Raw genomic sequence first — 20,242 nt, 5'->3', positions numbered from 1 at the left:
CAATCGTATTCAACTTAAAGGTAATTACATGAGCAGCATCACTGTCACGCCAATGACAAAAAATATTGGGGCGATTATCGGAAATGTGGATTTAACTCAACCATTATCTGAACAACAGCGTGCGGATTTAAATCAAGCATTGATGGATCATCAAGTTATCTTCTTTCGTGACCAACCATTGAGTCACGACCAACATCGAGAAGTCGGGCAAGTTTTTGGTGATCTTATTGTGCATCCAGGAGCACCAAGCATTGAAGGGTACAAAGATATTGTGGCGATACATGCAGATAAAGAGTCCAAATATGTGGCAGGCGATAATTGGCACTCTGACCTGAGTTGCAACCCAGAGCCTCCTATGGGCTCGATGTTGTATTTACATACTCTGCCATCAATTGGTGGCGATACGCTGTTCTCATCGATGTACGCAGCATACGATTCGTTATCTCCAGCCATGCAAGACTATTTAAGTGGACTCGAAGCCGAACATGACGCAAATCCTGTCTATCACAGTATCTATGGTGATTATGGTACGGCCTATCCATGTAGCCGCCATCCAATTGTAAGAACCCATCCGGTGACCGGAAGAAAAGGCATTTTTGTCAACGCTTCTTACACTACTCGAATTGTGGGTCTATCGAAAACCGAAAGCGATGGCATTCTTAAAATGTTATTTGAACTGGCAAAAGATCCCAATTTCCAAGTGCGTTTTAGCTGGCAGCCTCACTCAATTGCGTTATGGGATAATCGATGTACCCAACATTTTGCGGTTTGGGATTACTTCCCTGAAACGCGTTCTGGCTATCGAGTTACAATAGGCGGGGATAAACCATATTGAGTGGCAAAGCACCGGATATCCCATGTAACTAGGGTTGTAAGCTGGCTTGCAACTGAGTAAAGATAAGATCTTTTTCACACAAAAGCCTTGATCGTGACGGTTATATGCTGTATAAAATGCGCCCTCTTGTCACTACCGCTATGCGTTTAGTGTGATTTATTGCTTTTCTTAAATATAGCGAAGCTAATTGTTAAAAGTTGTTTTGGAGACAAATACGATGTCCAGAGTATGTCAAGTAACTGGTAAGCGCCCAGCGGTAGGAAACAACCGCTCTCACGCGAAAAATGCGACCCGTCGTCGCTTTTTGCCAAATCTTCAAACCCACCGTTTTTGGGTTGAAAGTGAAAACCGTTTCGTTAAATTACGCCTAACGCCAAAAGGCATGCGTATCATCGATAAAAAAGGTATTGATTCAGTTCTTACTGATATTCGTGCCCGTGGCGAGAAAATTTAAGGAGCCCGACCATGCGTGATAAAATTAAATTAGTTTCTTCAGCGGGTACTGGCTACTACTACACCACTGACAAAAATAAACGTAACATGCCTGGCAAAATGGAGATCAAAAAGTTTGATCCTAAAATTCGCCAACACGTTATGTTCAAGGAAGCCAAAATCAAGTAAACCTGCTTGTTTTTGTCTCCCGAAAAACCCGGTTTATGCCGGGTTTTTTGCGTTATTTAACTATTTGTTCATAACTTTTGAATAATCGCTATAATTCATTCTTTATTGATTCTACTTATCCTCAATTCAGGTTAAAAATGCGTTTATCACGAAAAGCTTGGAACAATGTCATTATCATCAGCATGTTGTTAATGATTTTTTTATTCAACTCCACCAATAATATTCTCACCGGTGGGGATGATGGCGAGCTGCAAGCCAGCATGCTTCCAAGCGGTTCTAAATTGATGACTTTGCAAATGCCCATAGTGACCATGGAGCGAATTGGCCAAGGTTGGCGAGCTAGGCCATCTGAAAAAATCACCGAAGCGCAGATGTTAGCGATAGCGAAAAATTGGGAAACTGCAAAAATGACACCCTTCGAGGGTGATCTTCCGCAACAAATGCCAAAAATAGCCATTGCTTGGTTGGCAGGAGAAAATAGTGGTCGTGTATTTCAGCTTTACGAAGATGGTGATAATACCTTGGTGTTACATCAACAACAGTTATTTGAGATTCGCGATATACCCATTACAACATTGCTACTAGAGACTTATTAATGCCTGAGTTACCCGAAGTTGAAGTGAGCCGCCTAGGTATTTCTCCCCATATGATTGGCAAGACCATTAGCCAAGTCGTTGTTCGTCATAAACAACTTCGTTGGCCGATACCCGATGAAGTGCATTTAACTCATGGCTTGGTAATCGAAAATATTCGCCGTCGTGCTAAGTACCTGTTAATTGATACTCATGCAGGCAGCATAATTCTGCATTTAGGAATGTCAGGGCGGTTGCGGGTTATTCCTACTAATACACCCTTGCAAAAGCATGATCATGTGGATATTCAATTAACTGATGGATTGTGTTTACGTCTCAATGATGCCCGTCGATTTGGCGCGTGTTTATGGTTAGATAAGCAGCAAGAGTCTCATGCATTATTTAGTAATCTTGGACCTGAGCCACTCACCGATGACTTTGACGCTCAGCGGCTTGTTGATATGTCACGGGGAAAGCTGGTGCCTGTGAAGAGCTTTATCATGGATAACAAAGTTGTTGTTGGGGTGGGAAATATTTATGCAAATGAATCATTATTTTTGGCTGGAATAGATCCGCGGCGTCATGCGGGGAAAGTCAGTAAAAAGCGTTATTTTGCGTTAACCCCCATTATTAAAGACGTTTTGTCCAAGGCCATTGAACAAGGTGGAACTACCTTGAAAGATTTCGCCCAAGCCGACGGTAGTCCTGGGTACTTTGCCCAAGAATTACGGGTTTATGGTCGCGCTAAACAACCATGTGTGAGTTGTGAAACGCCACTCAAATCAGTGGTTATCGGGCAACGTAATACCTTCTATTGCCCCACCTGCCAGCGTTAAGTTGTAGCATGGCCTTTAGGCCATAGAAGGTCGCACAATTGCACGGGGTTAAAACACCCGCCTACAACAGACATTTCTCATGTAGCATGGCCTTTAGGCCATGGATTGTTGACAAAAATGGACAAGGTTAGAGCGGCGGGGCTAACGCATCCGCCTACAATCTATTAAGCGTCTTTGTGGAACTTTTCAGTCAAGGCTTTTTGCACAACGGGGTGACAAAAGCCATCCACTTTACCGCGATGTTTAGCCACTTCTTTGACTAATGTTGAAGAGATAAATGAATTTTCTTCGGCGGGTGTTAAAAATACACTTTCTAACTTTGGATTTAACCGTCTATTCATGTTTGCTAACTGGAATTCATATTCAAAATCTGAAACTGCTCGCAAACCACGGATTAAAATCGATGTATCTAAACTATCCGCAAAATCTGCCAAAAGCCCAGTGAAGCCGACAACATTCACGTTTTCCAAGTGAGATGTAACTTGCTTTATTAAATCAACTCGCTCTTCTAAGGTAAAAAGAGGTTCTTTACTTGGATTCGCAGCAATAGCCACTGTCACCGTTGAGAACATTCTCGCGGCTCTTTCAATTAGGTCAGCGTGGCCATTAGTGATAGGATCGAATGTGCCTGGATAAATGGCTTTTGTGTGCATATTAACAACTCAATGAAGTTCAATAATTAAAGCACACAGCTTATAATAGACCTAAGCATAAATCCAAGGGTGAATAGCCCTAACTCATCATCAGAGTTTATGATGAGTATTCATCAACTAACAGAATATACCGGTGATTTTTCACTTATTAGCTTTGTTGGTACTTAACTGGCGTTAAGGTTACTTATATTATGGAGCGTTTTTAGTGCCTAAGTGCATTCAGTTTTGCTTATTGTTTTTAATTTTTTCTGGACAGAGTTCCGCATCTCCTTGGGTTGGTACCACAGATCCGCAATTGCATTATGATGTGCAAATACTCAGTGAATTTGGTTATTTAGATAGCGTTACCACGACTTTTCCTATTCCTTGGAAAGGCATCTCGGAGCAGCTATCGCAGCTTGATACTGCCTCTATGCATCCGTCTGCAGCCATCGCAGCGAATCGCTTAAAACACTATTTAGTGCTGCAAAAGCATAAAGATACATTTTCGTCGGTGACCGCATACGGTGCGACTGAACGCACCCGTTATGCCAGTTTTGATGGTCAGCAGGGGGAAAAGGGACGTCTCAATATTAATTCTGAAACGCGAGTAGGAAGATTGGCTGGGAAACTATCAGTCAATTTTGAGCCTAATGGCGAGCAGAATTTAGATCAAAGTTATTTGGCATACCAACTTGGTGATTGGAATCTTCGTTTAGGCTCTATCGATCAGTGGTGGGGACCATCTCACGGCAATAGCTTAATATTATCCAACAATGCACGTCCAATACCCACATTGGCATTATCTCGCTCTCGAACCTCAAAGTCTGATTCTAACTGGTTGTCATTCTTGGGTCCTTGGTACGCCACTGCGCAGGTTGGACAGTTAGAAGATAGCCGTGATGTACCCGATGCAAAAATATGGGCTAGCCGCTTTACCTCCCGTCCCATTCCAGGACTAGAAGTCGGCCTTTCTTGGTTAGCTGTATGGGGTGGTGATGGCCAACCAGACCGAATGAATGACTTTTTCAGAGTGCTTACTTTTCAAAAACGTTGTTCTGATGGTGCTGATGAATGTGAGCCATCTATGGAAACTCATATCGGCAGTCATTTAGCAGGCCTTGATGCTAAATACACATTTCGCGTTCTACAACATCCAGTCAGTATCTACGGTCAATATGTAGATGAAGGAGACTCCAGTGAATTTAACGTCAGTAACCAAGCTCGCAGTGTTGGTATATCTAGTTACCTGTGGGATGCAAAAGTCTACCTAGAAAATAGCGATACCAACGTATCTTGCGACGACGCCATTGTAGACGTAACCCATTGCTATTATGAAAGTGGCACCTATTCCTCTGGGTATCGTTATTACACCCGAGAACTGGGCGAAGATCGCCAAACCGATGCACGTATGACATCCTTAGGTATTCTAAAACACTTTGCCGATGGTGATGTGTTCGAAGCCGCCATTCGTTATATTAAAATTGACGATGCTGGTGCTGATGTAGAGCAAGTCGGACTTACTGAAAAAATTACTCAGCTAAGCGGATATTATCAAACTGTGTGGGGACACTGGCAAGTCAAGCTAGGCGCTGTTCTTGATGCAAGTAAGGTGAATCAGCAGGACTCTGAAAACGACTTTACAGTTTTTTCTGAAATTAAATACAGCCTGTAACTATTAGAAATTCGAATGAATAAGAGCCGCCAATGACTAGACGCAAAATATCCTGTTTCATGATCGTATGTAATGAAGCTGACAGAATTGAAGCAAGTTTAAAGCCCCTAGCGGGTTGGGTTGACCAACTGGTAGTGCTCGATTCTGGCAGTACAGATAACACAGTAGAACTGGTCAAAAAATACACGGACAAGGTCTATCAGACCGATTGGCCAGGATTTGGCGCACAGCGTAATCGTGCTCTTACCTATTGTGAACATGATTGGGTGCTGAATATTGATGCTGATGAGGTTATTACCGAAGAGCTCAAACAAGAAATTGATGATGTGCTAAGCGAACCTAACCTAGATGCTACTTTTATCAAATTTCCTTGGCACACCTTTTTATTCGGCAAAACCCTCAAACACGGTCGTTATGCATCGCCGCAAGGTAAGCTATTTCTCAAAGAGGGCGCTAATTTCAAACATCGAAGTGTACATGAATCTTTAGAAATGCCGGTAGAAAAAGTCCGCATATTGAAATCGCCGTTACTTCATTATAGTTGGCGAGATTATTATCATGTTCAAGAAAAACACCTGAAATATGCGGTTTTAGGTGCCGGTGATAAAGCTAAGAAAAATAAAAAATCGTCTTTGAGCTTTGCTGTACTGCGATTCTTTGTCGACTTCATTCAGCAATATATTTTTCGATTGGGTTTTTTGGACGGAAAACGTGGATTTTTAATGGCGATAATTTTAGGGCAGTATGCTTTTCATAAATACGCCGCTTTGTGGGCAGTCAATCAACAACCTGACTCAACCGAAGAAGATTAATCGTCATGTCTCATACACCCATTAGCGTTTTTATTATTACCCTCAACGAAGAAAAGTACCTTAACCAAGTGTTAGAGAACCTTCGAAATTTTGATGAGATTATACTTGTCGATTCAGGCAGTACTGACAATACGGTTGAAATCGCTAAACAATATGGTGCCAAAGTGTATCACCAAGATTGGTTGGGGTTTGCTAAACAAAAGTCCTACGCAATGTCTTTATGCCGTAACGACTGGGTACTAAATGTTGATGGTGATGAGATTCTTAGCTCTGAATATGTTAGTCGGATTCAATCGGTAGTGGATGAAAAAAGTGCGGATGCCTATCGATTGTATTTTGAAGATATATTTTGGCAATTACCAATGTCCGCCAATTCGAAAAAACGCTCTATCGTTAGGCTCTACAACAAACATAAAGTCCAATTTCCAACCGATCGCTTAGTGCATGAAAACGTAAAGGTAAGTAAAAGCGCGAAACAACAAGATATGTCAGGCTTGGTCATACATTATGGATATCAAAGCACTGAAGTGCTCATGGAAAAGCAGAATAAATACTCTTCTTTGAAAGCCCAAGAAAAGTTTAATAAAGGCAAAAAGCCTTCTTGGCTAAAATTGTTTTTGGTGTTCCCTCTGATGTTTGTAAAAGCTTATTTTATTGAACGAATGTTTCTTTCCGGTCGTCGAGGGCTCGTTCATGCCTATATTTCAGCAATGTATGGCTTTTTAAAAGAAGCGAAATTACACGAATTGCATTTTGTGAATAAAAATAACAGGAAGAAGTAAGCGAGTGATTGTGAAATTAGTGGTTTTTATAGCCGGCTTGCAAAAATAGCCAATCGCTTTGTTGAAAGTTGTAATTATCGATTTTATTTGTCTCTTTATTAAGCGATCTCAGAAGTCGTTCTAAATTACTCTGTTTCCACGACTCCCCGGCTTTTTCTGCGCACTTATCGAAATCAATCAACCAGATTTTACCAGCATCATCGAGCATGATGTTGTGGATATTTAAGTCGTGATGATAAATCTGTTGCTGGTGGAATTGAGCAATGGTTTTCCCGATGTTTTTCCATTCTTGTTCAGATAACGCCCGATTTTGCAAAACATGATGAATATCTTGGGCATTTGCAATTTTAACAGTGAGCAAATCGGCTTGATAATAGATGCCCTTTTTAATAATGCGATAGGCAACCGGAGTGGGGGCAGGCAAACCCATAGCGTTCATCTTTGCCAATAAATTATATTCTTGAAATGCGCGAGTAGACTCAAGGCCTAAATATAAATATTGATCGCTGAGCAATTTACCAATCAAACCACCACGACGATAATGTCTGAGCACCAATTCATGTTGTTCGGTTTGAATAAAGTGTGTTGTACCGCGACCAACTGCTGAGCCGATAATCGCATTTTTTTGCTGCCAAAATATTGGTGAAAAGTAATCAGACTGACAATTAGGCAAAAAACACGGATCAAAGTAGATTATTTCTCCTTTTTTATTGGTTTGCTCTGCATCTGTCATATAAATTCTGATTCGCCCTTGTGTAATGGTATGAATTGTAATGAAATTGGACACATATTACAGCAGCAATCGAACCTACTATTGTGAATGTCCAAAAACTCTGTCTTCTGCGTCTATCAGCGATTGGTGATGTTTGCCATGCCGCAGCTATGGTAGACCGAATTGTTAAACATGCTCCTAACATCCAAATTACTTGGATCATTGGCAAGATTGAGTATCAATTATTGAAAGGTATGCCAAATGTACGTTTCATCATTTTTGATAAAAAAATGGGAAAAGATGCCTATGTCAAACTCAAAGATGATTTGAATGGAGAAAAGTTTGATGCCTTGTTTTTAATGCAGGTGGCATTTCGTGCCAACTGGGCGGCGAGATTAATCAATGCTACAACGAAAATAGGCTTTGATTGGGCTCGAAGCAAAGAATTACATTGGTTGTTTGCTAATCGGCGCATAGCCGCACAGCAGCACGCCCATGTTTTAGAGGGCTTTATGGGGTTTGCTGATAGCATAAATGTGCCTTCACCTAACAACGTGAGTTGGTCCATTCCACTTGCTGATGACGAGCAAAAGTTGGCTAAAGATCTGCAAGCAGAGCTTAAATCCTATGTGGTAATCAGCCCCGCTGCCAGTAAAGCGGAAAGAAACTGGTTACCGGAGCGATATGCGAGCATAGCGGATTATTTAACTGAAAAAGGGATTAACGTTGTTTTGTGCGGAGGTCCAGCTGATTTAGATAAAAGTTTAGGTCAGCAAATTGAAACTCATAGTAAGCATAAAGTTACAAATTTGATTGGTAAAACCTCGCTAAAACAAATGCTAGCAGTGCTTAAGTTCGCGAAATTTGTGATTGCTCCTGATACTGGGCCAGCCCATATGGCGACTACTGTTGGCACTGACGTAATTGGCCTGTATGCACACAGTAATCCTCGCCGGACGGGGCCATATTTAAGTTTGCAATATGTGGTTTCAGTTTACGACCAGGTTATTTTGCAACAAACCGGTAAAACTTGGCAGCAGCTTCCTTGGGGAACCCGGGCAAAAGGTCAAGATTTGATGAAGTTAATTGAAGTGGAAAAGGTTGTTGAGCAAATTGACAGGCTGTTATCTGCTCAAGGCCGATGAGTATTTATTAGTTCAATGGTTTTTTGCAGCGCTCCTCTATTGGATTTTATAACATCGTAACCCTTCTGGCCGGCGGAAATACGCGCTTTATCGTCAACAAGCCAATGACTAACTAAATCAACAATATCTTGGCTAGTAGTGACTAAGAATAGATTACCGCTTTGTTTTAAAGATTCACATATAGCAGGGTTATTGTGAATGTGGTTTCCCATCATTGTGGGGATTGCAGCCACTGCCGCTTCCAGTGGATTGTGTCCGCCTTTCGCTGCAATGCTACCACCGATGAACGCAAAATCAGCATAATGATATAGGTCGGTTAAAACACCCATTTGGTCAACTAAAACAATGTCGGTATGGCGCACACTCTTGTTTGTTTGAGACGTTCTGGAGACGCTTAATCCAGAGCCGCTGAGCAACTCATAAACTTTATCAAAACGCTGAGGATGGCGCGGAACTATCATTAACAGTAATTCAGGAAACTGTTTGATAAGAGACTTAGTGGCTTCAACTAAAATTTGCTCTTCTGGATCGTGGGTACTTCCAGCAATAAGTATTTTTCGCTTTTCATGCTTAAATTTCGTGACTAAGGGTTCAGCTGCACCACTAATAGTATTTTCCAATTCAAATTTAATATTGCCGGTAATCGTCAGTTTATCTGCGGGGATGCCCAGGCTAAGGTAATTTCGGTAATCTCTTTCTGATTGGGCACAAACGTGTTTGATGGATTGCATCATTGGACTGATCAACGCAGCCATTTTTTGATATCCGCGAACAGAGCGATCGGTCATTCTGCCGTTGACCAAAATTACCGGAATTTGACCTTTCACACATTGCCTTATCATATTCGGCCACAATTCAACTTCTACCACCAAAACTTGTTTTGGACGAATTTTGTTTAACATTCGTTTCATCATCCATCCCAAATCAAAAGGTAAATATAAATGCTGCACTTTCTCACCTAAAAGATTTTTCACATTAGCTGCCCCTGTAGGGGTAGTGGTCGTGACTGTTACGTTTAGGTTTGGATCTTCGCGAAATAATTTTTCAATTAAACTAGCAGCTACAGCGACTTCGCCCACTGAAACACAGTGAATTAATATCTCCGATCCCTTTACAGCTTTGGTGTAAATCGAGAAACGGCTTAAACGATGTAAATTAAATTGTTTTTTGCGCAAACTAAAATTGACTAACCAATGTATAAATAAAATAGGAATAACCAACGATAAAGTTAATGAGTACAGCCAGCGGCTACAAACTAGCTTCGTAGAATTTAAAAATGAAGACTGTTGAGAGGGTGATTGAGTCATGCTGGTAATTATTATACTCTGTCGGCATATGATTAGTAAAAGTCGAATAATCGCGTTTAAAGGTCGTTTTTTAGCCAAAGTGACTGAAAACAGTAAACGAAACTAATATTAACTCAAAAAAGCATGCGCAAGTTCTAAAAAGATAAACTAATCTTAATTTCTCAGGAGAAATCCTGTTTAGAGGAAAGGTGAAAGGATTGTTAAGTAGACTGGCTCAGGTCACTTTTATTTTATTGACCATATTATCAACTGCAACTCTGGCAGAGGATAGGTCAATCAGTGTTTTAGTTAACAGTGATGTAAAAACGGAAGAACTGACCCCCGCTCAATTGCGCAAAATATTTTCGATGCGACAAACTGTCTGGCCTGATGGACAGCCTATATCTGTGTTTGTACTAAAAACCGATAATCCAGCCCATCAAGCACTTTGTAAAGATGTCCTTAAAATGTTCCCTTACCAAATAGAAAGACTGTGGAATAAGTTAGCTTATTCTGGATTAGGAGATAAACCCAAAGAGCTGAAAAGTACCAAAGAAATGCTTAAAAAACTCCGCTCTACCCCCGGTGCCATAGGTTATGTACTCGATGTTAGCAGCACCGAGAAAGTCAAAAAAATAAAAGTAATAGGAGAATAGCAGATGAAATTATCGGTAAATTTGCTAGCTCTATTTGGTTTTACCTTATCCGCTTTTTCGTTTAGCGCGAGTAGTTCAGACAACTTTAATTGGCGTGGCTTTATTGCTCAAGGAGTGATTCAGGCACAAAACTCTAATTACATTGATGACGAAGGCGACGTCACCTTGAAACTGACAGAGATAGGTCTCAATGGATCTTATACTTTAGATTCCAACTTTAGAGTTGCGGGACAGGTCGTTTATTTAAACGGGGGTAATCGTTATCCTGAGGGATTCCGAGTTGACTATTTATTTCTAGATTGGCGCGCTATTAGTACACTAGATTGGCAGGTCAACGTGCATTTAGGCAGAGTGAAAAACTATCATTGGTTGTACTCATCCACTCGGGATGTACCCCATACTAGACCAACCATCATTCTACCTCAGTCCATCTATTTTGACGCCTTCAGAGATGTGGCCCTTGGAGTTGATGGTGTGGCGTTAGTTGCCAACACATCAAATACTTTGGGAGACTGGGAATTCAATTGGAGTTATGGAAGCTCGCCCATCAGTCAGGAACAAACTAAGAATTTGATTGCAGAGATTGCCACAGGAGACATTGAACAAAAGTTTGTGCATCAAGGGAATTTCGTTTGGCACAACCAAGCTGTGAAGTTTAGCGTCGGATTGTTGGATTCCAAATTTAAGTATAATAGTGGCGAAAATGATGCATTTTTTGATGGTGACGCACAAATCCAACGTTTTATGCTTCAGGGCACTTATGAGACTCAAAATTGGCAGTTAGCTATGGAATTATTCAGGGAACGGAGTATCTATAGCAACCTAGTTTATTTGGGGTTCAATAACGACTCCCACGGTGAGGGGGGGTATATTCAAGGTCGTTACAATGTAAGTAAAGACATTAGCTTAACTGCAAGATTGGACATTTTTGATTTAGATCGCAAGGATCGAAGTGGTGAAGCTAGGTCGGCGCTATCTGGTGGCATTGTGCCAGCGTACTTTGGCTATCAAGATCAATTCACCTTAGGGACTAGCTGGACTTTTTCAGAAAATTGGCAAGTCCAAGCCGAATTTCATCGTGTCAAAGGCACTGGGCGTTTAGCTCCTGTTTTTATGCCCAATACGATCCAGAACGACCACAAATATTGGAATATTTGGGGTGTTCAATTAGCCCATTGGTTCTAACATGAAGTCTTTTCTTAGCCTTACCAACAAAATGCTCCTACTGTTGCTGGTTTTTTTATTGGTTTTGGGAATATCTATGTCCTTTCTTTGGTTACAAAAAACCAATCAGGACTTCATACTCAAACAACAAGAAATCAAGCATCAAAATCAAAGTCAATATCTGCTATTAAACAAGATATTTGGCGCCCGCATTGAGTCTTGGGTTGAGATGTTGGTTCAGTTACATCAGAACGAGCCTGAACCGATTCAAGCACTAGCTAAAACCTTATCTTCTCGTTTTGAGTTTTTGCAATTGAACATGCAAGTGGAAGAAGGTTGGCTTTTCGATAGCCAAAAAAACCTAATGTATTCCTCTGAATCGGATATACCACCGCATATTCTGAAAAATACGGAGTATGTTTTTGAAAATCAGTCACCTAAAGAAAGCACATTTTGTGTACCTCAGTGTTCACAGATTTTGTCTATTCCTCTGTTTCAGGCAGATGGAAGTGTAGCAGTCATTACATTGAGTCTAAGTCTAATTGATACACTAGCATTTCTTAATCAGTCTACAGATGCCACCCTTGCATTAGTTTATGTGTCTAATAAAACTGAGGCTAAATATGCTCGGGATTTCCGAATAAGAGAACCATTGGCGGTTAAACATTTTGACTTATTTGAACCCTTAATTGATTCGTTTCCGGCAAAGCTAACCATTGATAAACTTACCGTTGAAGGAGCCCAGTTAAATATCAACAATAAACATTATTTTGCTGTGGTTATTCCAATGTCGACTGTAAATGCCGATGATGATTATATTTTGGCAGCATACGATATTACGCCAATGATGTTAGCCCACCGGGCTTACCAACAAACTATACTGATCACTGCATCTGTGGTGTTTGTGCTGGCCATGTTGTTATTCTATTTGATTACCAACAGCGTACGTCAGCGCTTAATTGATTTCAGCGAACGCTTGCCGCTGTTAGCGTTGCGGGAGTATCAACAATTTAGACTCCGAAACAGAGTGACTACACATTATTTTAAAGATGAGCTGGACACCCTAAATGCCTCCGCTAATAAACTGGCTGATCGCCTTGAGCAACTTGATAATGAAGTTTTAACCAAAGCCAATGAATTAGAAAAAATGGCTATGTATGACCAGCTAACTAATCTACCCAACCGGAATATGTTGGTGAGTAAAACTAAAGAGGCGGTGGCAAAGTTAGTCGAGAGTGAAAAGTTTGTCGTGTTAATGATGTTCGACTTAGATGACTTTAAAAAAGTAAATGATAGTTATGGGCATACAATTGGTGATGAATTATTAAGAGAGGCTGCAGCTCGTTTCCAAAGTGCATTAGATGAAAATGGCATCGTTTGTCGACTAGGTGGTGATGAATTTGCAATTTTATTGAACAATGTAGAGGATATCAAAAGTGCCATCAAAGTTGCCGAGAAACTTCTGGATCGCTTTAGAGCGCCGATAAACGTGGCGCAATTGCGTTTTTATGTATCAACCAGTGTCGGCTTTGCTCACACATCATCGGCAGAAACTAACGTCAATGAACTGATTCGTTGTGCAGACATTGCTATGTACCACGCGAAGAACGATGGCGGTAACTGTATCAAGCTATATATCGAATCTATGTCGAAAAATGCCATAGATAAAGTAGCCCTAGAAGATGAGGCCCGAATTGCTCTTATAAACGATAATTTTAGTTTTTCCTTACAACCCCAGATAGAGCTAAAAACTGGACGTCTTGTGGGGTTTGAAGCCTTGTTGCGCTGGAACCACCCTGACAGGGGACCTATTTCACCGGGCGATTTCATCCCTATCCTAGAAAACACTGAGTTTATGTTGACCCTTGGATATTGGTGTATTGAAAATGCGTTTAGTTTGCTGCAAACGTTTAAACAACAAGGATATCCCGATTTAAAAATAGCAATCAATTTGGCCGGTATTCAATTTCTTGATCCCGATTTAGTCCCCTATTTAGAGGAAAAAATAAAAAGTTCTGGGTTGAAACCCAGCTTAATCGAATTGGAATTGACCGAGAGAACCTTAGTGTCTGATATCCAGCGTACCAACGAGATTATGCAAAGGTTAATTGATAAAGGCTTCTTAATTTCTATTGATGATTTTGGCACCGGCTATTCTTCCTTAAGTTACTTGAAAACAATGCCCGCGAATTTTATTAAAATAGACCGCGCGTTTATTGACGGTATGTTATCCAATGATGCCGATAGGCAGATAGTGGCGGCGACTGTGTCCATGGTGCAAAACTTAAAAATGAAAGTAATTGCCGAAGGGATAGAAGAACAATTGCAGATTGATTTACTCAAACAGTTTGATTGCAACATGGCGCAAGGTTTCTATATTGCAAAACCTATCCCCGAAGATTTGTTGTTCGAAGAGTTACAAAAGTACTGTAAAAATGGAATTTGGCAATACGGTCAGTCGCATTAATTGCGTGCAAAGATTGCGATTGTGACTGCCATGTCCACTTCGCCTTCTGTGCTAAATTCCGTGTGTAATTAAATCCTTACACCTCAACATGTCCTATAATTAGTGCCAAAGCAGTGGCACAACGTATTACCTAGCGAAAATTTCTTTTAATATAGCGCCATCTAATTCATTGGGGGCAATATGAGTCAATCATTCTACCAACATCTCAATCAGCAAATTGAGCAAGTCAAACAAGATGGCTTGTATAAATCCGAGCGTGTAATTACTTCAGCCCAGAGCGCTGATATAGTTGTTCAAAGCGGTGAACATGTACTTAATTTTTGTGCTAATAATTATTTAGGATTAGCCAATCATGAGGCGTTAATTGCCGCCGCTAAAGACGGTTTAGATGAGCATGGATTTGGTATGGCCTCGGTGCGCTTTATCTGTGGAACCCAAGATATCCATAAGCAGTTAGAGCAAAAAATCAGTGCTTTTTTGGGAATGCAGGACACCATTTTATATCCATCATGTTTTGATGCTAATGGCGGTTTGTTTGAGACTATTATGGGTCCTGAAGATGCCATTATCTCTGATGCTTTGAATCATGCCAGTATTATTGACGGTGTTCGTCTATGTAAAGCCAAGCGATATCGTTATGCGAATAACGACATGCAAGCGTTGGAAGAGCAATTGATTCAAGCCGAAAAAGATGGCGCACGTTTTAAATTAATTGCCACCGATGGCGTTTTCTCGATGGATGGTGTGATAGCCGATTTGCATAGTATTTGCGACTTAGCTGACAAATACGATGCCATGGTAATGGTCGATGATTGTCATGCTACTGGGTTTGTCGGTGAAAACGGACGCGGTAGCCATGAATACAATGATGTTATGGGGCGGGTAGATATCATTACCGGTACTCTTGGTAAAGCGCTTGGCGGTGCATCAGGTGGTTACACATCAGGTAAAAAAGAAGTCGTCGAATGGTTGCGTCAACGCTCTCGACCATATTTGTTTTCTAATTCTGTTGCACCTCCAATTGTTGCCGCGTCATTGAAAGTATTTTCGATGCTGGAGCAAGGGCATGAATTACGCCAGCAACTTAACCGAAATGCTAAACATTTTAGAAGCCGTATGGAAAGTGCCGGTTTTACCTTGTCAGGCAAAGACCATGCAATTATTCCGGTGATGTTAGGTGACGCGAAGCTAGCCAGTGAAATGGCTGACAAGATGTTAGAACGAGGCATTTATGTGGTTGGCTTCTCTTTTCCTGTTGTACCAAAAGGGCAAGCGCGAATTCGCACGCAAATGTCTGCCGCTCACTCAATCGAGCAGGTTGATCGTGCAATCGATGCTTTTATCGATGTCGGTCGTGAATTGAAGGTGATCTCATGAAATCACTTGCGAAATTATACCCCGAAAAAGGGATATGGATGAACGATGCTCCTGTCCCTGAAGTTGGTCACAATGATCTACTAATTAAAATCAATAAAACCGCAATATGTGGCACAGACATGCATATTTATCAATGGGACGAATGGTCACAAAATACCATTCCTGTGCCGATGATTGTAGGTCATGAATATGTTGGCGTAGTGGTTGAAATTGGTCAGGAAGTCAGAGGTTTTAACATAGGGGATCGGGTCTCTGGTGAAGGACACATAACTTGCGGGCACTGTCGAAACTGTCGTGCTGGTAGACGCCACTTGTGTCGCAATACCGAAGGTGTTGGTGTAAATCGCCCAGGGGCTTTTGCTGAGTACCTGGTGATTCCTGCGTTTAATGCATTTAAAATTCCCGACAATATCAGCGATGAGCTAGCGTCGATTTTTGACCCTTTTGGCAATGCAGTTCACACTGCTTTGTCATTTGACTTGGTTGGCGAAGATGTATTGATCACCGGGGCTGGTCCTATTGGTATTATGGCTGCAGCTGTGGCAAAGCATGCTGGTGCTAGGTATGTGGTTATCACCGACATCAACGATTATCGCTTAGATTTGGCTAACAAAATGGGCGCAACTCGCACGGTAAATGTCGCCACTCAAAATTTGCAAGATGTGATGCTTGAATTAGGGATGACCGAAGGCTTTGATGTTGGTTTAGAAATGTCAGGCGTCCCCTCTGCATTACGAGATATGCTGGCTAAAATGAATAATGGTGGTAAAGTTGCCATGTTGGGCATTCCACCTAAAGATGTGGCAATAGACTGGAACCAAGTGATTTTCAAAGGTTTAACCATTAAAGGTGTTTATGGCCGTGAAATGTTTGAAACTTGGTATAAAATGGCTAGTCTCTTGCAGTCAGGATTGAACTTAGATCCTATTATTACCCATCAGTTTTCTATCGACGACTTCCAACAAGGCTTTGATGCTATGGAGTCGGGACAATCTGGTAAAGTGATATTAAATTGGTAGTCGTTAACTAAACAATAGTAAATAGGGGGCGATTTGGAGCAGTTCGAACATATTTCCGTAGAACAAACACAAGCTCTTTTGTTAGACAAAAAAGCGCAACTAGTAGACATTCGAGATGAACAGTCATTTGCGGCTGGTCATATTGAAGGTGCGGTGCATTTAACCAATGGTAGTTTGCAGCAGTTTATGTCAGAAACTGAATTCGAAACCCCGGTTATTGTTTGTTGTTATCATGGTATTAGTAGCCAACAAGCGGCTCAATTTTTGATTCATCAGGGCTTCGAGCAAGTTTATAGCATGGATGGTGGTTTTGAAGCTTGGAAGGCTGCCATGCCTTTCGTTTCTCAGGAAGCAGACTAAAATTGTGAGTAAATCTCTCGAGTTAGTTAGCTTTGGCCATGAAAGTCCTGCAATGTTGTTGGTTACTTACTTAATTAGCCAGAATATCCCAGCTAGTTATGCTTATGCAGAAGGAGACTTAAACCATCAAGTTTTACTTGACGATCCTGCCTGCCTTCAAGAAGCCGCGTTTATTGTTAAGGAATTTGTCGATAACCCGACAGATCCTAAGTATCAGAAACACGCTTGGGAATTAGAGCAACAACTCTTACGTTCTAGACAAAAATCAGTATTCCCCAAACTGCGTTGGAGTATGTTCCAACAAACCCCGTTCATGTGGCTGATAATGGGCATATGTATTCTGGTTTATTTGGGTTCTATCGCGGGTGGCTTCATTTGGGTCAGAGAGAACCTGATGTTATTGCCCTGGTCTTTACTGATTGAAACAGGGGAATGGTGGAGAGCTATTACGCCTGCATTTATTCACTTTGACGAAATGCACATTATTTTTAATCTGCTTTGGTGGTGGTTAGCCGGCAAGGAAATTGAGAAGAAGTTTGGTTCTAGCACCTTACTGTTAGTCTTTTTGATAACTGCAATTATTCCTAATATTGGTCAATTACTGATGTCAGGTCCTGATTTTGGTGGTTTGTCTGGTGTGGTATATGGAATTATTGGTTTTGTGTGGTGGTGCGGCTGGCTGCGTCCACAATGGGGGCTCGCATTACCTAACTACATTATTGGTTTTTCGTTAGTCTGGTTGGTCTTAGGGTACATCGATGTATTATGGGTTTCGGTTGCCAATACCGCTCATACTTTAGGCTTGGTATGCGGATGCGCAATTGCTTGGTGCTACGTTTACTTCACTCAAAAAAACCACAGTAAAAACTAACTTACAACAGGCTAGCTATCCGCCTTGCACAATAAATTTAGTGATGATGATGTCTTTTATCATCGGTTTCCCCGTTTCTTTTTCCATTAACTCTCTAAGTCGTTCAAGGCTGCTTCTGCGGAAGTCTTCTCTGCCGGTAAGAGATTTTACTTTGTCTTTTGGTTGTCTGCCGAGTATGTCTATGACTGTCGCTCTTAATAGTGGCGAATGGTGCTCAACAGCTTCAATATAATCCGCATCTTCCAACATTAGCTCTATAGTCGTGCGGACAAAACCTAAATTGTTCGCGTTGGAGCCTAAAAAGTTAGTAACGATATCTGGCTCTAATCCATAATAAGCGAAATTTGATTGGCCGTGGGCGGTTCCAATAAATTGACTTGAAGTAATCGCTAGAATGAACGCAAAAAGCACAGATTTCATATTGTTATCTCGAATTATTTAAATGCGAATTTTAATGGCTTTATTAAGTGCCAATTCAAATGTCTTTAGTTTAGCAATTGTAGAGAATTAATTTAACCAATTTGCCTATTACAAACTGAAGATTATAATCTTTACACTTTGGCGATAAATCTTATCAACCTATTATCTTCAGTATGTTAGCAGCTATTGGTATGATAGCGTCATATTTTCATGGACTTAGCGCAATTTTGATTCAGCAAACTCAATTTCCCGTTTCAATCCCAGCAAATTGGTTGTCAGCAGACGATCTTACTGTTAGCGATCCCTATCTAAAAAATTGGCTTTTAGATACCGGCTCACTTACTGAACGATTGCAATCACACTGTGCGGATTTTAAGCTTGAATTAATAGGTCAACGGCAGATGCAGCCAGAGCTTGAGGAATTGACCCAACTTCGTTCAGGTTCTCTGTTAGTAAATGACACTCAATGGCAAGTTAGAGAAGTGATTTTATGTGGTAATGGCCAGCCTTGGGTGTTTGCTCGTTCGATTTTGCCGCAACAACTTTGTGAAATGGATTTAGTCGAGTTGGGAAATCAACCATTGGGAAAAATTATCTTCAATGATAGTCGGTTTGTACGCAGTCCATTTCAGCTGTTAAAGTTACCCGATACGCGTCACTTTTCTGATTTGCTAGCAATTTCAGCGCAGCGTCCATTGTGGGGACGTCGCTCGGTGTTTGATTTTAAGCAACTACAGTTGATGGTCGCAGAGATATTTCTTCCTGATTGTCCAGCTTACTCTAAACAAGGCTAAATATGGGGAATAGTAAAGTTCACGCATTGATCAGATTGGCCCGTATGGATAAGCCAATAGGTAGCTATTTATTGTTGTGGCCGACGGTCTGGGCATTGCTCATCGCTGCCCAAGGCAATCCACCAATACAGATAGTTATTGTTTTTGTTATTGGTGTCTTTGCGATGCGCAGTGCTGGATGTGTTATCAATGATTATGCGGACCGGCATGTGGATGGCAAAGTTGAACGTACTAAATCACGGCCATTAGTCAGTGGAGAAGTATCTGAAAAAGAAGCCTTGTTACTGTTTGCCGGGTTAGTACTTATTTCTCTTTTATTGGTTTTAACCCTCAACTATCAAACAATTCTTTTGTCGTTTGGGGCGTTAGCGTTAGCGATTATCTATCCGTTTATGAAGCGTTTTACCAACCTTCCTCAAGTGGTGTTAGGTGCTGCTTTTAGTTGGTCAATTCCAATGGCTTTCATGGCGATCAACGAACATCTCAATTGGATTGCTTGGTTACTTTTTTTGATAAACGTGATCTGGACTGTGGGTTATGACACTGAATATGCGATGGTCGACCGAGATGATGATCTAAAAATTGGGGTTAAGTCCACAGCCGTGCTATTTGGTCAGGCCGACAAACTTGCTGTGGGTATCACCCAAATAGTCACTTTGCTGTTGCTGGGATTTGTGGCTTACTATTTAAACATGACATGGCCAATGTATATTTCGCTTTTGGCCATGGCAGGATTTTTTGTTTACCAACAGTATCTAATTAAGGATAGAAACAGAGCGAATTGTTTTAAAGCATTTTTAAACAACCATTACGCAGGTATGGGCGTAGCAATTGGAATGCTTTGTCACTATTGGTTATAGTCGTTCGAAAACCGAATTTAGTTAGTCTTTTCAGTTGAAGGACTTGGATTTTCCAACTTATCTAGTCTAACTTCTAAGGCTTCGAGTTTTTCTCGTGTGCGAATCAGCACCTGACTTTGTACATCAAACTCTTCCCTGCTTACGAAGTCTAGGCGGCTCAACTGAGATTGAAGAACCTGTTTTACTTTTGCCTCCGCTCCTTCAGCCATGGTTTTCACACCAGGGGGAATCGAATCAGTTATTTGTTTTGCGATATCTTCCAGTTTTTTCGGATCCAACATGGATAGAGCCTCCAAATAAAAATATGATTGTAACAGACGAATGTTGAACTTACTGCATTTGTAGT

Annotated in this window: 23 protein-coding genes; 18 read left to right on the top strand and 5 right to left on the bottom strand. The window is 41.1% G+C overall.

The features are described from left to right. The first annotated feature begins 28 nt into the window (after positions 1-28). From KO530_RS15575 to mutM, 5 genes are all read left to right on the top strand, one after another. The gene (locus tag KO530_RS15575; protein WP_216049367.1) at positions 29-835 is read left to right on the top strand and encodes a TauD/TfdA dioxygenase family protein; all 807 of its coding nucleotides are present in this window, start codon (positions 29-31) and stop codon (positions 833-835) included. A gap of 217 nt (positions 836-1,052) precedes the next feature. Then, entirely contained in the window at positions 1,053-1,289 is a 237-nt protein-coding gene (rpmB, locus tag KO530_RS15570) for a 50S ribosomal protein L28 (protein ID WP_008845260.1), read from the top strand. Positions 1,290-1,300: 11 nt separating this feature from the next. Beyond that, positions 1,301-1,456: a 50S ribosomal protein L33 gene (gene rpmG, locus KO530_RS15565; protein WP_216049366.1), complete on the top strand. Its 156-nt coding sequence runs from the start codon at positions 1,301-1,303 to the stop codon at positions 1,454-1,456. Positions 1,457-1,593: 137 nt separating this feature from the next. After that, positions 1,594-2,052, top strand: coding sequence for a hypothetical protein (locus tag KO530_RS15560; protein ID WP_216049365.1), 459 nt, complete (start codon positions 1,594-1,596; stop codon positions 2,050-2,052). Continuing rightward, on the top strand, positions 2,052-2,864 hold the full coding sequence (gene mutM, locus KO530_RS15555) for a bifunctional DNA-formamidopyrimidine glycosylase/DNA-(apurinic or apyrimidinic site) lyase (protein WP_216049364.1): 813 nt from the start codon (positions 2,052-2,054) through the stop codon (positions 2,862-2,864). Before KO530_RS15560 ends, mutM begins: the two co-directional genes overlap by 1 nt. 164 nt (positions 2,865-3,028) lie before the next feature. Here the strand turns inward: mutM and coaD are convergent, their stop codons facing one another. Beyond that, positions 3,029-3,517 carry a pantetheine-phosphate adenylyltransferase gene (gene coaD / locus KO530_RS15550; protein WP_216049363.1) on the bottom strand — a complete coding sequence of 163 codons (489 nt, stop codon included), beginning with the start codon at positions 3,515-3,517 and terminating at the stop codon, positions 3,029-3,031. A gap of 205 nt (positions 3,518-3,722) precedes the next feature. Here coaD and KO530_RS15545 point away from each other — a divergent pair, with 205 nt between their 5' ends. Genes KO530_RS15545 through KO530_RS15535 form a run of 3 tightly spaced genes read left to right on the top strand, consistent with a single transcriptional unit; the run spans position 3,723 to position 6,765 of the window. Then, positions 3,723-5,171 (top strand): capsule assembly Wzi family protein, encoded by a 1,449-nt coding sequence (locus tag KO530_RS15545; protein WP_216049362.1) that lies wholly within the window; start codon positions 3,723-3,725, stop codon positions 5,169-5,171. A gap of 32 nt (positions 5,172-5,203) precedes the next feature. Next, positions 5,204-5,983, top strand: coding sequence for a glycosyltransferase family 2 protein (locus KO530_RS15540; RefSeq protein ID WP_252729304.1), 780 nt, complete (start codon positions 5,204-5,206; stop codon positions 5,981-5,983). A 5-nt stretch (positions 5,984-5,988) separates the two neighbouring features. Beyond that, positions 5,989-6,765 carry a glycosyltransferase family 2 protein gene (locus KO530_RS15535; protein WP_216049361.1) on the top strand — a complete coding sequence of 259 codons (777 nt, stop codon included), beginning with the start codon at positions 5,989-5,991 and terminating at the stop codon, positions 6,763-6,765. A gap of 16 nt (positions 6,766-6,781) precedes the next feature. Here the strand turns inward: KO530_RS15535 and KO530_RS15530 are convergent, their stop codons facing one another. Further along, entirely contained in the window at positions 6,782-7,498 is a 717-nt protein-coding gene (locus KO530_RS15530; RefSeq protein WP_252729303.1) for a 3-deoxy-D-manno-octulosonic acid kinase, read from the bottom strand. A gap of 83 nt (positions 7,499-7,581) precedes the next feature. On the opposite strand from KO530_RS15530, the gene KO530_RS15525 reads away from it, so the two are divergent. Beyond that, the gene (locus KO530_RS15525; protein ID WP_303500095.1) at positions 7,582-8,622 is read left to right on the top strand and encodes a glycosyltransferase family 9 protein; all 1,041 of its coding nucleotides are present in this window, start codon (positions 7,582-7,584) and stop codon (positions 8,620-8,622) included. Here the strand turns inward: KO530_RS15525 and KO530_RS15520 are convergent. Continuing rightward, positions 8,610-9,929, bottom strand: a complete 1,320-nt coding sequence (locus tag KO530_RS15520; RefSeq protein WP_252729302.1) for a 3-deoxy-D-manno-octulosonic acid transferase — start codon at positions 9,927-9,929, stop codon at positions 8,610-8,612. The genes KO530_RS15525 and KO530_RS15520 overlap by 13 nt on opposite strands. Positions 9,930-10,126: 197 nt before the next feature. On the opposite strand from KO530_RS15520, the gene KO530_RS15515 reads away from it, so the two are divergent. From KO530_RS15515 to glpG, 7 genes are all read left to right on the top strand, one after another. Continuing rightward, positions 10,127-10,564, top strand: coding sequence for a hypothetical protein (locus KO530_RS15515; RefSeq protein ID WP_216049359.1), 438 nt, complete (start codon positions 10,127-10,129; stop codon positions 10,562-10,564). Between the two features lie 3 nt (positions 10,565-10,567). After that, positions 10,568-11,749 carry a TonB-dependent receptor gene (locus tag KO530_RS15510; RefSeq protein ID WP_216049358.1) on the top strand — a complete coding sequence of 394 codons (1,182 nt, stop codon included), beginning with the start codon at positions 10,568-10,570 and terminating at the stop codon, positions 11,747-11,749. A 76-nt stretch (positions 11,750-11,825) separates the two neighbouring features. Next, positions 11,826-14,195 carry a putative bifunctional diguanylate cyclase/phosphodiesterase gene (locus tag KO530_RS15505; RefSeq protein ID WP_216049357.1) on the top strand — a complete coding sequence of 790 codons (2,370 nt, stop codon included), beginning with the start codon at positions 11,826-11,828 and terminating at the stop codon, positions 14,193-14,195. Positions 14,196-14,375: 180 nt separating this feature from the next. Continuing rightward, positions 14,376-15,572, top strand: a complete 1,197-nt coding sequence (gene kbl, locus KO530_RS15500; protein WP_216049356.1) for a glycine C-acetyltransferase — start codon at positions 14,376-14,378, stop codon at positions 15,570-15,572. Beyond that, positions 15,569-16,591, top strand: coding sequence for an L-threonine 3-dehydrogenase (tdh, locus tag KO530_RS15495; protein WP_216049355.1), 1,023 nt, complete (start codon positions 15,569-15,571; stop codon positions 16,589-16,591). The genes kbl and tdh overlap by 4 nt, the downstream gene beginning before the upstream one ends. A gap of 33 nt (positions 16,592-16,624) precedes the next feature. After that, positions 16,625-16,951, top strand: coding sequence for a thiosulfate sulfurtransferase GlpE (glpE, locus tag KO530_RS15490; protein ID WP_216049354.1), 327 nt, complete (start codon positions 16,625-16,627; stop codon positions 16,949-16,951). A 4-nt stretch (positions 16,952-16,955) separates the two neighbouring features. Next, the gene (gene glpG / locus KO530_RS15485; protein WP_216049353.1) at positions 16,956-17,822 is read left to right on the top strand and encodes a rhomboid family intramembrane serine protease GlpG; all 867 of its coding nucleotides are present in this window, start codon (positions 16,956-16,958) and stop codon (positions 17,820-17,822) included. A gap of 15 nt (positions 17,823-17,837) precedes the next feature. Here glpG and KO530_RS15480 read toward each other — a convergent pair whose 3' ends face one another. After that, on the bottom strand, positions 17,838-18,242 hold the full coding sequence (locus tag KO530_RS15480; protein ID WP_216049352.1) for a flagellar basal body-associated protein FliL: 405 nt from the start codon (positions 18,240-18,242) through the stop codon (positions 17,838-17,840). A gap of 191 nt (positions 18,243-18,433) precedes the next feature. On the opposite strand from KO530_RS15480, the gene KO530_RS15475 reads away from it, so the two are divergent. Both KO530_RS15475 and ubiA read left to right on the top strand, forming a co-directional pair. Then, positions 18,434-19,036: a chorismate--pyruvate lyase family protein gene (locus KO530_RS15475; RefSeq protein ID WP_216049351.1), complete on the top strand. Its 603-nt coding sequence runs from the start codon at positions 18,434-18,436 to the stop codon at positions 19,034-19,036. Positions 19,037-19,038: 2 nt separating this feature from the next. Further along, a complete protein-coding gene (gene ubiA / locus KO530_RS15470; protein ID WP_216049350.1) occupies positions 19,039-19,896 on the top strand; it encodes a 4-hydroxybenzoate octaprenyltransferase in 858 nt (285 codons plus the stop codon). 17 nt (positions 19,897-19,913) lie between these two features. Here ubiA and ubiK read toward each other — a convergent pair whose 3' ends face one another. Beyond that, positions 19,914-20,177 (bottom strand): ubiquinone biosynthesis accessory factor UbiK, encoded by a 264-nt coding sequence (gene ubiK / locus KO530_RS15465; protein WP_216049349.1) that lies wholly within the window; start codon positions 20,175-20,177, stop codon positions 19,914-19,916. Between the last annotated feature and the right edge of the window lie 65 nt (positions 20,178-20,242).

Source organism: Aliiglaciecola lipolytica (assembly GCF_018860635.1).
In the GTDB taxonomy this organism is placed as follows: Bacteria; Pseudomonadota; Gammaproteobacteria; order Enterobacterales; family Alteromonadaceae; genus Aliiglaciecola; species Aliiglaciecola lipolytica_A.
This window is presented reverse-complemented; position numbering and strand designations above follow the sequence as displayed.

What these genes read in the sequence shown, in the direction of transcription:
- KO530_RS15575 (WP_216049367.1), top strand. Translation starts at nt 29, where the DNA reads ATGAGCAGCATCACTGTCACGCCAATGACAAAAAATATTGGGGCGATT.
- rpmB (WP_008845260.1), top strand. Translation starts at nt 1,053, where the DNA reads ATGTCCAGAGTATGTCAAGTAACTGGTAAGCGCCCAGCGGTAGGAAAC.
- rpmG (WP_216049366.1), top strand. Translation starts at nt 1,301, where the DNA reads ATGCGTGATAAAATTAAATTAGTTTCTTCAGCGGGTACTGGCTACTAC.
- KO530_RS15560 (WP_216049365.1), top strand. Translation starts at nt 1,594, where the DNA reads ATGCGTTTATCACGAAAAGCTTGGAACAATGTCATTATCATCAGCATG.
- mutM (WP_216049364.1), top strand. Translation starts at nt 2,052, where the DNA reads ATGCCTGAGTTACCCGAAGTTGAAGTGAGCCGCCTAGGTATTTCTCCC.
- coaD (WP_216049363.1), bottom strand. Translation starts at nt 3,517, where the DNA reads ATGCACACAAAAGCCATTTATCCAGGCACATTCGATCCTATCACTAAT.
- KO530_RS15540 (WP_252729304.1), top strand. Translation starts at nt 5,204, where the DNA reads ATGACTAGACGCAAAATATCCTGTTTCATGATCGTATGTAATGAAGCT.
- KO530_RS15535 (WP_216049361.1), top strand. Translation starts at nt 5,989, where the DNA reads ATGTCTCATACACCCATTAGCGTTTTTATTATTACCCTCAACGAAGAA.
- KO530_RS15530 (WP_252729303.1), bottom strand. Translation starts at nt 7,498, where the DNA reads ATGACAGATGCAGAGCAAACCAATAAAAAAGGAGAAATAATCTACTTT.
- KO530_RS15520 (WP_252729302.1), bottom strand. Translation starts at nt 9,929, where the DNA reads ATGACTCAATCACCCTCTCAACAGTCTTCATTTTTAAATTCTACGAAG.
- KO530_RS15510 (WP_216049358.1), top strand. Translation starts at nt 10,568, where the DNA reads ATGAAATTATCGGTAAATTTGCTAGCTCTATTTGGTTTTACCTTATCC.
- KO530_RS15505 (WP_216049357.1), top strand. Translation starts at nt 11,826, where the DNA reads ATGTCCTTTCTTTGGTTACAAAAAACCAATCAGGACTTCATACTCAAA.
- kbl (WP_216049356.1), top strand. Translation starts at nt 14,376, where the DNA reads ATGAGTCAATCATTCTACCAACATCTCAATCAGCAAATTGAGCAAGTC.
- tdh (WP_216049355.1), top strand. Translation starts at nt 15,569, where the DNA reads ATGAAATCACTTGCGAAATTATACCCCGAAAAAGGGATATGGATGAAC.
- KO530_RS15480 (WP_216049352.1), bottom strand. Translation starts at nt 18,242, where the DNA reads ATGAAATCTGTGCTTTTTGCGTTCATTCTAGCGATTACTTCAAGTCAA.
- KO530_RS15475 (WP_216049351.1), top strand. Translation starts at nt 18,434, where the DNA reads ATGATAGCGTCATATTTTCATGGACTTAGCGCAATTTTGATTCAGCAA.
- ubiA (WP_216049350.1), top strand. Translation starts at nt 19,039, where the DNA reads ATGGGGAATAGTAAAGTTCACGCATTGATCAGATTGGCCCGTATGGAT.
- ubiK (WP_216049349.1), bottom strand. Translation starts at nt 20,177, where the DNA reads ATGTTGGATCCGAAAAAACTGGAAGATATCGCAAAACAAATAACTGAT.